Here is a 10,274-nt window from a genome sequence, read left to right as displayed (position 1 = left end):
GCCCGACCGGATGCCGTTCCTCCACCCCTGGACAGACGTCCCCGCCGAGGAGCTGCCGCTCAACGTCGTGCAGTACCACTGGAAGGCGCGGGCGGAGTGGAGCACGACGTCGTGGGAGCTCAACCTCGGGGTCTGGTCCGCGGGGGAGCTCGTGGGCGTCCAGGGCATCAGCACCCAGGACTTCCTCGTCACCCGCAGTGGCGAGACCGGCTCCTGGCTGGGCGCGGCCCACCAGGGACGCGGGATCGGCACCGCGATGCGCCGGGCCGTGTGCGCGCTGTGCTTCGACCACCTCGGCTTCACCGAGATCACCTCGGCCGCCTTCGTCGACAACCCGGCGTCCCTGGCCGTCAGCCGCAAGGTCGGCTACCGGCCCAACGGCGTACGCCGCCTCGCCCGGCGCCCCGGCGAGCTCGCGCTCAACCAGCGCCTGGTGCTGGCACCGGGTGATCTCGTGCGTGGCGAGCACCCGCTCCAGGTCACCGGCGCCGGCGCCGTACGCCGGGCGATCGGGCTCGATTCGGAGTGACCGGCGGGTGTCTGGCAGAATCTCCCGCTGTGCCCTGCACGGCCGGACCCTCTCATCCGGGCGTCGGAGGGCCCGTCGAGGAGCCTGACCCGGTCCCCACCTGGTGAAGGGCCCTCACCCACACACAACTTCCGAGGGAGACACCACAGACGTGGCCGTCAAGATCCGTTTGAAGCGCCTGGGCAAGATCCGGGTGCCGCAGTACCGCATCGTCGTCGTCGACGCGCGCAAGAAGCGCGACGGTCGCGTGATCGAGGAGATCGGCAAGTACCACCCCAAGGAGGAGCCGTCCCTCGTCGATGTGACCTCCGAGCGGGCGCAGTACTGGCTCGGTGTCGGTGCCCAGCCGACCGAGGCCGTCGAGAAGCTCCTCAAGATCACCGGCGACTGGCAGACCTTCAAGGGTCTCCCGGGCACCGAGGGCACCTTGAAGGTCAAGGAGCCCAAGCGCGACAAGCTCGAGATCTTCAACGAGGCCCTCAAGGACGTCGCGAGCGAGCCCAAGGCCGGCGCGACGACCAAGAAGGCGGCCAAGAAGGCGGAGCCCAAGGCCGAGGAGCCCGCCGCGGCTGACACGGCCAGCGACGTCCACCCGGTGCCCGACGCCGAGACGCCCGCGGGCGCCGAGGTCGCCAACGCCGACCTGGAGAACACCACCGCCGAGGAAGCCGGCAAGTCCACGACGCTTCCCGACGCCGACAAGCAGGCCTGACCGCGATGCTCTCCGACGCCCTCGAGCACCTGGTCCGCGGAGTGGTCGACCACCCCGAGGACGTGTCGGTGCGCGACAAGCAGCTCCGCCGTGGCTCCATCCTCGAGGTGCGGGTCCACCCCGACGACCTCGGGAAGGTGATCGGCCGCAACGGCCGCACCGCGACGGCGTTCCGCACCGTCATCTCGGCCCTCGCGGGCCGCGATGGGGCGCGGATCGACTTCGTCGACGTCGACCGCCGCTGAGGCTTCGAACGCAACGGGCGTCACCCCCTCGGGGGCGGCGCCCGTTCGTCGTCCCCGCCTCCCCGCCCCTACCCTGATGCCCGTGGAGAGCATCGAGGTCGTCGTGGGCCGCATCGGCAAGCCGCACGGCCTCCGCGGCGAGGTGACCGTCGACGTCCGCACCGACGAGCCCGACCGCCGGTTCGCGGCCGGCACCGTGCTGCGCGCGCAGCCGCCGACCGGGTCGGCCTCGCCCCTGCGCAGCATGAGCGTGAGGGCCTCCCGCTGGCACCAGAACGTCCTGCTGGTCGCCTTCGAGGAGCTCGGTGACCGCAACGACGCCGAGGCGGCCCGGGGCATCGTGCTCCACGCCGACCTCCCGGCCGACGCCACACCCGAGGACCCCGAGGAGTTCTACGACCACCAGCTCGTCGGGCTCACGGCCTACGACCTGGAGGGCGTCGAGCTGGGCACGCTGACGGCGGTCCAGCACGGCTCCGCCCAGGACCTGCTGACGATCCGCACGCCGCAGGGGCGCGACGCGCTCGTGCCGTTCGTGACCGCCCTCGTGCCGGAGGTCGACGTGGCGGCCGGGCGGATCGTGGTGGCCGACCGCCCCGGTCTCGTCACGCCGTTCCCCGACGAGGCGACCGGGCCCGAGTGATGCGCGTCGACATCGTCTCCATCTTCCCCGACTACCTGGCCCCGCTCGAGCTGAGCCTCGCGGGCAGGGCGCAGGGGAGGGGGCTGCTCGACATCGCGGTCCACGACCTCCGGGCCTGGACCTCCGACCGGCACCGCACCGTCGACGACACGCCGTACGGCGGCGGCGCCGGCATGGTGATGAAGCCCGAGCCGTGGGGCGAGGCGCTCGACGAGGTGGCCACCGGCCGTCCCACCATCGTGTTCACGACGCCGAGCGGCGAGCCGTTCACGCAGGGGCTGGCGCGCGACCTGGCGACGCGCGAGCACCTCGTCCTCGCGTGCGGCCGCTACGAGGGCATCGACCAGCGGGTGGTCGAGCACGCAGCGACCCTGGGTGAGGTGCTGGAGGTCTCCCTCGGGGACTACGTGCTGAACGGGGGAGAGGTGGCCGCCCTCGCGATCACCGAGGCCGTCGTCCGGCTGGTCCCCGGCTTCATGGGCAACGCCGCCTCGCTGCTCGAGGAGTCCCACGAGGACGGCCTGCTGGAGTACCCCGTCTACACCAAGCCCGCGACGTGGCGCGAGCGCGAGGTGCCCGCCGTCCTGCTGTCGGGTGACCACGCCGCCATCGCCCGGTGGCGCCGCGAGCAGGCGGTGCGCCGTACCGCCGAGCGCCGCCCCGACCTGCTGCCGCCCAGCGCCGTGCCCGGGGGCGGTGAGCTCCGGCACGCCGTGCCCGCCGACGTGGGGGAGCTCTACACCCTCCAGCTGTGCTGCTGGGTGCAGGAGCAGCACGCCAACCCCGGCGTCCGGATCCCGGCGCTGCACGAGTCGCTCGAGGACATGCGGCGGTCGCTGGAGGAGTGGACGTGGCTGGTGCTGCGCCGCGGTGGGCGGCTGGTGGCGGCCGCCCGCGGCCGCATCGAGGACGACACCTGGGACGTCGGCCGACTGATGGTCGCCCCCGACCTGCAGGGCCAGGGGCTGGGCCGGTTCATGCTGGCCGAGATCGAGTCCGTCGCGCCGCCTGCGGTGACGGCGTACACGCTGTTCACGGGGGCGCAGAGCCTCGACAACATCCGGATGTACAAGAGGGCCGGCTACCGGCTGCGCGGCGAGGGCCCGCCCGGCGCCGTGCGCCTGGCGAAGCCGAGACGCTGATTCGGCGTACGTCGCCCGGCTCTGGCAGACTTGTTCCTCGGTCCACGTCGGCCGAAGACCGCCCCGAAGCAGACACCCGGGGGGTCGCGTCGGTCTCCTGCCACAGGGGGAGTCCTCGCCGCCGGCCACGCTCGTCGCGGACCACCACCGCACCGCACTTCCGACATCCGCGGCTGACCTGTGGCGAGCCGTCGAGGAGATCATCATGACCAATGTCATTGCCGAGCTCGGCAACGCGAGCAAGCGCGACGACGTCCCGGACTTCCGCGCCGGCGACACCATCAAGGTCCACGTCAAGGTCACCGAGGGCAACCGCTCCCGGGTGCAGGTCTTCCAGGGCGTCGTGCTGAAGGTGCAGGGGTCCGGCATCGGCCGCACCTTCACCGTCCGCAAGGTCTCCTTCGGCGTGGGTGTCGAGCGCACCTTCCCCCTGAACTCCCCGATCTTCGAGCAGGTCGAGATCGTCACCCGAGGTGACGTCCGCCGCGCGAAGCTCTACTACCTGCGCAACCTGCGCGGCAAGGCCGCCAAGATCAAGGAGCGCCGCCAGGCCTGAGTGCCGGAGCCCGACCACGCACTGGTTAGTCTCCCCCTCGTGACTGCCGACGACCGCGAGCCCACCCCCACCGCTGACGGTGCGGAGGGCTCGCGGTCGTCCGTCTCCGGCGAGGAGGTCGCCGCCCCGCGCAACCGCAAGCCGCTGCCGCTGTGGCAGGAGACGATCCTGCTGCTCGCCGTCGCGCTGGTCCTCGCCGTGGTCATCAAGGCGCTGTTCGTGCAGGCCTTCTACATCCCCTCGGAGTCCATGGAGCCGGGCCTGGTGCGCAACGACCGGATCCTGGTGCAGAAGGTCTCCTACTGGGGCGGCGACAGCCCCGAGCGCGGTGACGTCGTGGTGTTCAAGGACCCCGGTGGCTGGCTCGGAGCGGTCGATTCCGCGGGCCCCACGAGCGTCCTGACCACGGTGATGTCGAAGGTGGGGCTCTACCCCAGCGGTGGCCACCTGGTGAAGCGGGTCGTCGGCGTCGAGGGCGACGTCATCACCTGCTGCGACAAGGAGGGCCGCATCTCCGTCAACGGGGTGCCGCTCAACGAGACCGGCTACGTCAAGCAGGACGGCCAGGCGTGCGCCGGGCCGATGGTCACCAGCTGCGGTGAGGACTGGACCGCCGGGCCCGTGCCGGCGGGCCACCTGTTCGTGATGGGCGACAACCGCGGCGCGTCCGCCGACTCCTCCGAGCACCTGTGCAAGCCGACGGTGACCGAGTGCGTGCCCGGTGACGAGTTCGTGGCCGCGGACCTGGTCGTCGGCAAGGTCTTCGTGCTGCTGTGGCCGCGCGACCACTTCAACTGGCTCGAGCGCCCCGCCTCCTTCGCCGACATCCCGGACGCACCCTGAGGCGAGCGACGTGAGCGAGCTGCCGAGAGGCGCGACCGTACGCCGCGACGCCGGTCTCTACGGCTACGAGCGCGCCCTGCGGCGTGCCGGCATCGAGCCGGTCGCCGGCGTCGACGAGGCCGGCCGGGGTGCCTGCGCCGGCCCGCTGGTGGCGGGCGCGTGCATCCTGCCCGGCGGCAGGGCCGGCGTCGTGCCCGGCCTGGCCGACTCCAAGCTGCTCACCGAGCGGGCCCGCGAGCGCGCCTACGACCAGGTCGTGCGCCGCGCCACGGCCTGGTCGGTGGTCGTGGTCTCCCAGGAGGAGTGCGACCGCCTCGGCATGCACGTGGCCAACGTCGAGGCGCTGCGCCGGGCGGTGGCCCTGCTCGACGTGCGTCCCGCGTACGTGCTCACCGACGGCTTCCCGGTCGACGGCATCGGGGTGCCCGGGCTGGCGATGTGGAAGGGCGACCGCGTGGCGGCGTGCATCTCGGCGGCGTCGGTGCTGGCCAAGGTCACCCGCGACCGGATCATGTGCGACCTCGACGGCGACTGGCCGGCGTACGACTTCAAGACGCACAAGGGCTACATCACCGACGAGCACACCGCGGCGCTCACCCGGCACGGGCCCTCGCCGGTGCACCGCATGCGCTTCGTCAACGTACGCCGTGCCGCCGGGCTCGAGCCCGTGCCACCGGTGCAGAATGGGCGGGACCACCACGAGGAGGAGACACCATGAGCGCCGAGGATCTCGAGAAGTACGAGACCGAGATGGAGCTCACCCTCTACCGCGAGTACCGAGACGTGGTGTCCATCTTCAAGTACGTCGTGGAGACCGACCGCCGGTTCTACCTCTGCAACCAGGTCGACGTGAAGGCGCGCACCGAGAACGGCGACGTGTTCTTCGAGGTCTCGATGAGCGACGCGTGGGTGTGGGACATGTACCGCCCGGCCCGCTTCGCCAAGAACGTCAAGGTGCTGACGTTCAAGGACGTCAACGTCGAGGAGCTGGCTGCGGCCGACATCGAGCCACCCAAGGACTGAGCTCCGGCTGTGCCTGTTCGGCCGAATCGCTGCGCGGGATCACGAACGCCCTTAATCTCGCGGTGGAAGAGAGCCACCAGGTTGAGGAGATCACCGTGGGACGACGGTGTCGTGGTCGAGCGATGCGCACGGAGCGCGGCGCGGCAGCGGTGGAGTTCGCGCTGGTCGTGCCCATCCTGCTTCTTCTCGTCTTCGGCATCGTCCAGTACGGCTTGTTCTTCTACTCGATGCAGAGCGGGACGTCCGCGGTCGGCGAGGCCGTGCGCCGAGTGTCCGTGGGGGACTGCACGAACGTCGCCGACCTCAAGACCTTCCTGAAGAACCGCCTGGGAGCGGCCACGACGGCCGATTCAGCCGGTCTTGCCCCGGTCGTGACGTACACCAAGGCAGATGGCACCTCCGGGTACGAGGTCGGCGGCAAGGTGAGCGTCGAGCTCACCTATCCCGCCTTGGACATCGGCCTGCCGTTCGTCCCGCTGCCGGACGACGGGAACGTGATCCGTACGTACGTGGCCCGGGTCGAGGACACCGCAGCCAGCGTCGGGGGCTGCTCGTGAAGCGTCGCCGCGACGACGAGTCGGGCGCGATCGCCGTCGTCGTCGGCTTCATGATGCTGGTGCTGCTGAGCGTCACGGCCCTCACCGTCGACCTCGGCGTGGCGTGGGTCCAGAAGCGTGACGTGCAGAAGGTCGTGGACTTCGCCACGCTGGCCGGTGCATCCGGCACGAACCTGCCGGGCACGCTCAACGGCACGTGCAGCAACCAGTACAACGGACCACGCGCTGCGGCCTCGGATCGGGCGGTGCTGGACGTCGCCCTCCACTTGGTGGCGGACGAATGGGCTGTCATCCCGACGGCCACGACTCTCACCGACTGCAAGCTCGACAACGGGGAAGTGGTCTACGGCACGTTGTCAGCGGCCGCCATCCCCACGCTTGCCTATGACAAGAGCATGCTGACAGTGGTGAGCCCGGCCAGGCACGTGCCGTTCGGCCTGGCGGCAGCCTTGGGGGTCAACGGCACCTCGGTCCACGGACGCGCCACGGCCGCGGTCGGCACCCCGGGCTCGGAGAAGGTGTTTCCGGCGTTCGCCACCGATGGGTGCGACTGGGGCCAGCGGACGATCTTCGCGCCCGCGGGAAGCACGACCGGCCCCGCCTTCACCCCCGACCTGAAATACTCGTCCGACAAGAACTTCACCAGCTTCGATCTCTCCGTCGAGAATCCCTCACCCGACGCGGTCCCGGTCGATCCGGCCCCCACGACGGTCACCATCACGGGAACAGGTCTCCTCTCCGTCCTGAAGATCGGCTTCTTCAAGGAGGACCCGTCCCTCGAGCCGTTGGAGATCGCCAAGGCTTCGTTCGACACGCAGACGGCCACCAGAATCACGGTGACGCTTCCGGACGACCTGCCCGGTCTCACGGGGGCCGCCGGGCTCTGGTGGGTGCGTGTCTATGCGCCCAAGGCCAGCGCCTCGGACACGACGAAGCAATGGTCCGAGGTCCGATCGGGCAGCACCCTGAAGACCATCCCCTTCGAGGTCGGGGAGAGCTTCCTGCGCTGCGCCGGAGTGGCTTCAGGTTCCTTCGGCGACATCATCCTGCCGCGCAACGACGTGGTCAGCAGCAACTGGACGCCCATGAACATCGCCAAGAACCTGGACCCGGGACCGCCGAGACTGAGCCTGAACACCTATCCCGGGTCGCCCACCACGGTCTTCGGTACGAGCACGGCCCCAAACCGTTGCACCGAGGCCGACCCTCGCACCATCTACTCCACGGTGACAGGTTCTCCGGTCCTCAAAGCCAACACCAACTGCCTTGACAACGGCACCGGCCTCACCGCGAACGTGGCCACGTCGGGACTCATCTCCGGCGTCAGGTCTGGCGCGGACGTCCTCGCCAAGGGCCGCCTAGACACTGGAGTGGGCACCACCTGTGCCCCCCTGCGGTCGGTCTCTGTGACGGGGCCATCCGCCACCTTCCTCATCAACGACGACCGGCTCACCTGTTTCATGAGCCCGGGGGTGACGGTCGGGATGATCGCCTCGAAGTCCTACTCCGGGGGTCCCGTGGTCTCGTGCGCGATCTTCGACTCGCCCCGCTTCTTCTACCAGCCGGTGTTCCAGGTGCGTCCCGAAGGCGGCTCCGACCACCACACGGTCGTCGACTTCCGCCCCGCCTTCGTCTCTGAGCAGGGCTCCGCAGCGCAGCACGGTGACAGTGCGACGCCCAACAACGGCGTGACGATGGACGGTGGCCAAATCAAGCAGCTGGACGTGATCTTCTTCCACCCCGAGGCGCTGCCCAAGGACTGCCCCACGGGGTTCGGCCCGCTGCTGGGTGGAACGACGAGCCGATCCGTCCGACTCGTCGACTGAGCGAGAGATCCAGGGGCTGGCGCGACGCCGGTCTGCGGTCCTCGACGTCCGGTCTCGGGAACCACATCGCCGGGGAGCCGGCCGCAGAACCGGCCGCATGGCGTCCACAGGACATGCGGCCTGGGGTTCGTCCACAGTCGTCGGTGCGCTGCCCCAACGACGTCGGTGAGAGGCGTGAGGCTGCGGTGAGGAGGTCACCCCATGACTCGAGCACACCCAGACACCCCGGCACCGACACACCGCACCGCACCCCCCACCCGCAACGGCGCCCTCGGCGCCTACGGCGAGACCCTCGCCGCCCGGCACCTCGTCGCCGGCGGCATGGTGCTGCTCGACCGCAACTGGCGCTGCGCAGGCGGCGAGGTCGACCTGCTGCTGCGCGACGGCGACGTGCTGGTGGCCTGCGAGGTCAAGACCCGCAGCAGCCTGGCCTGCGGCACCCCGCACGAGGCCGTCGACGCCGGCAAGGTCGCGCGGCTGCGGCGGGTGGCCGAGCAGTGGGTGGCGGCGCAGTCGGCGTCTCCGCACGACATCCGGGTCGACCTGGTCGCCGTCCTGCGCCCGCCACGGGGTCCGTCGGTCCTCGAGCACGTGGCGGGGGTCGGCTGATGCCCTTCGCCACCACCCACACCGTCAGCCTGCAGGGCTCGGTCGGCCACCTGATCGAGGTGCAGGCCGACGTCTCGGCCGGGGTCGTGGGCATGACGGTCGTGGGGCGTCCCGACGCCACCCTCAACGAGGCGCGCGACCGCGTGCGGATGGCGATCGCCAACTCGATGCTGGTGTGGCCCTCGACCCGGCGCGTCACCATCCTCCTCGCCCCGGCCGACCTGCCGAAGAGCGGCACCCACTTCGACCTGGCGATGGCCGTGGCGATCAAGGCCGCCGAGGCGCTCGTGCCGGCCGAGGCCCTCCAGCACACCGTGTTCATCGGCGAGCTCACGCTGTCGGGCGGCCTGCGGTCGGTGCCCGGAGTCCTCCCGATGGTCATGGCGGCCGCCCAGCGGGGAGCACGTCGGGTGTTCGTCCCGGAGCCGCAGGTGCGCGAGGCGGCGATGGTGCCCGGGATGGAGGTCTTCGGCGTCCGCTCCCTCGCCCAGGTCTTCAGCGTGCTGAACGGCGACGACGTGCCGGAGGCACCGCCAGTGGCGCCGATGTCGGGCGCCCGGCTGCTGTCGTGGCGCGGCCAGCACCAGCGCGCCGAGACGGACCTGGCCGACCTGGTCGGCATGGCCGACACCAAGTACGCCGTCGAGGTGGCCGCCGCCGGCGGGCACCACCTGCTGCTCTCCGGCCCGAAGGGCGCCGGCAAGACCACGATCGCCGAGCGCATCCCCTCCGTGCTGCCCGACCTCACCGCGGAGGAGGCGCTCGAGCTCACGGCGATCCACTCGCTGGCGGGTGCGCTCGAGCCGAGCGACGACCTCATCCGTCGCCCTCCCTACTACGCGCCGCACCACGACGCCAGCAAGGCCAGCCTGCTGGGGGGCGGCACCGGCCGGGTGCGCCCCGGCGCCGTGAGCCGTGCCCACTGCGGCGTGCTGTTCCTCGACGAGTTCCCGCTGTTCCGCACCGACGTCGTGGAAGCGCTGCGGGAGCCGCTGGAGAGCGGCGCCGTCACCATCGCCCGCGGGGAGGAGATCTCCACGTTCCCGGCCCGCGGCATGGTGGTCCTGGCCGCCAACCCCTGTCCCTGCGGCGACTACTCCCCGTCGGTGCCGAGCAGCAGGTGCACCTGCCACGAGGCCGCACGCCGCGGCTACCGGCAGAAGCTCACCGGCCCGATCGCCGACCGCATCGACGTCGTCCGCCACGTCGAGCCACCGCCGCGGCACGGTGCCTCCGACGCGTTCGCGCTCCGGGAGACGTCCGAGCGGGTCCGCCGTCGGGTGACCCTGGCGCGCGAGCGGCAGGCCGAGCGCTATGCCGGCCGTGGCTTCCGGCTGAACAGCCAGGTGCCGGGCCACCTGCTCGAGTCCGACTGGCCGTTGGAGGCGCCCGGCCGCAGCTGCATCGACGACGAGCTCTACGCCGGCCGGCTGACCCGACGGGGTGCCGTCCGGGTGCACCGGCTCGCGCTCACGGTCTCCGACCTGCGCGGTCTCGAGCGACCCGGGCTCGAGGAGGTGCGGGTGGCCCTCCACCTGCGCACGGGCGAGCCGCTCCAGCTCCCGGCCCTGGGGCGTTCCGGATAACCC

13 protein-coding genes are annotated in these 10,274 nt (G+C 71.2%); all 13 read left to right on the top strand.

Translation table 11 applies throughout. The features are described from left to right. Positions 1-529: GNAT family N-acetyltransferase (locus tag QZX64_RS04210; RefSeq protein ID WP_295657236.1), on the top strand; the 529-nt coding region annotated here is incomplete at its 5' end. Positions 530-680: 151 nt separating this feature from the next. Continuing rightward, positions 681-1,241: a 30S ribosomal protein S16 gene (gene rpsP / locus QZX64_RS04205; RefSeq protein ID WP_295657234.1), complete on the top strand. Its 561-nt coding sequence runs from the start codon at positions 681-683 to the stop codon at positions 1,239-1,241. Between the two features lie 5 nt (positions 1,242-1,246). Then, positions 1,247-1,486, top strand: coding sequence for an RNA-binding protein (locus QZX64_RS04200; RefSeq protein WP_295657232.1), 240 nt, complete (start codon positions 1,247-1,249; stop codon positions 1,484-1,486). A 76-nt stretch (positions 1,487-1,562) separates the two neighbouring features. Then, positions 1,563-2,129, top strand: coding sequence for a ribosome maturation factor RimM (gene rimM, locus QZX64_RS04195; protein ID WP_295657230.1), 567 nt, complete (start codon positions 1,563-1,565; stop codon positions 2,127-2,129). Beyond that, a complete protein-coding gene (gene trmD, locus QZX64_RS04190; RefSeq protein ID WP_295657228.1) occupies positions 2,129-3,271 on the top strand; it encodes a tRNA (guanosine(37)-N1)-methyltransferase TrmD in 1,143 nt (380 codons plus the stop codon). Before rimM ends, trmD begins: the two co-directional genes overlap by 1 nt. Positions 3,272-3,476: 205 nt before the next feature. Then, entirely contained in the window at positions 3,477-3,827 is a 351-nt protein-coding gene (gene rplS, locus QZX64_RS04185; RefSeq protein WP_295657227.1) for a 50S ribosomal protein L19, read from the top strand. 39 nt (positions 3,828-3,866) lie between these two features. After that, positions 3,867-4,670 carry a signal peptidase I gene (lepB, locus tag QZX64_RS04180; protein ID WP_295657225.1) on the top strand — a complete coding sequence of 268 codons (804 nt, stop codon included), beginning with the start codon at positions 3,867-3,869 and terminating at the stop codon, positions 4,668-4,670. 10 nt (positions 4,671-4,680) lie between these two features. Beyond that, positions 4,681-5,388 (top strand): ribonuclease HII, encoded by a 708-nt coding sequence (locus QZX64_RS04175; RefSeq protein WP_295657224.1) that lies wholly within the window; start codon positions 4,681-4,683, stop codon positions 5,386-5,388. Further along, on the top strand, positions 5,385-5,693 hold the full coding sequence (locus tag QZX64_RS04170) for a DUF2469 domain-containing protein (protein ID WP_295657222.1): 309 nt from the start codon (positions 5,385-5,387) through the stop codon (positions 5,691-5,693). The genes QZX64_RS04175 and QZX64_RS04170 overlap by 4 nt, the downstream gene beginning before the upstream one ends. A 122-nt stretch (positions 5,694-5,815) precedes the next feature. Then, a complete protein-coding gene (locus QZX64_RS04165; protein WP_295657220.1) occupies positions 5,816-6,250 on the top strand; it encodes a TadE/TadG family type IV pilus assembly protein in 435 nt (144 codons plus the stop codon). Next, positions 6,247-8,076 carry a TadE/TadG family type IV pilus assembly protein gene (locus tag QZX64_RS04160; protein WP_295657218.1) on the top strand — a complete coding sequence of 610 codons (1,830 nt, stop codon included), beginning with the start codon at positions 6,247-6,249 and terminating at the stop codon, positions 8,074-8,076. Before QZX64_RS04165 ends, QZX64_RS04160 begins: the two co-directional genes overlap by 4 nt. Positions 8,077-8,277: 201 nt before the next feature. Next, complete coding sequence (locus QZX64_RS04155) at positions 8,278-8,685, top strand: YraN family protein (RefSeq protein ID WP_295657216.1); 408 nt, start codon at positions 8,278-8,280, stop codon at positions 8,683-8,685. Beyond that, entirely contained in the window at positions 8,685-10,271 is a 1,587-nt protein-coding gene (locus QZX64_RS04150) for a YifB family Mg chelatase-like AAA ATPase (protein WP_295657214.1), read from the top strand. The genes QZX64_RS04155 and QZX64_RS04150 overlap by 1 nt, the downstream gene beginning before the upstream one ends. The last annotated feature ends 3 nt before the right edge of the window (positions 10,272-10,274 follow it).

It is taken from the genome of uncultured Nocardioides sp., assembly GCF_902805925.1.
Taxonomy (GTDB): Bacteria; Actinomycetota; Actinomycetes; order Propionibacteriales; family Nocardioidaceae; genus Nocardioides.
The sequence above is the reverse complement of the archived record's forward strand: the minus strand, read 5'-3'. Positions and strand labels throughout refer to the sequence as shown.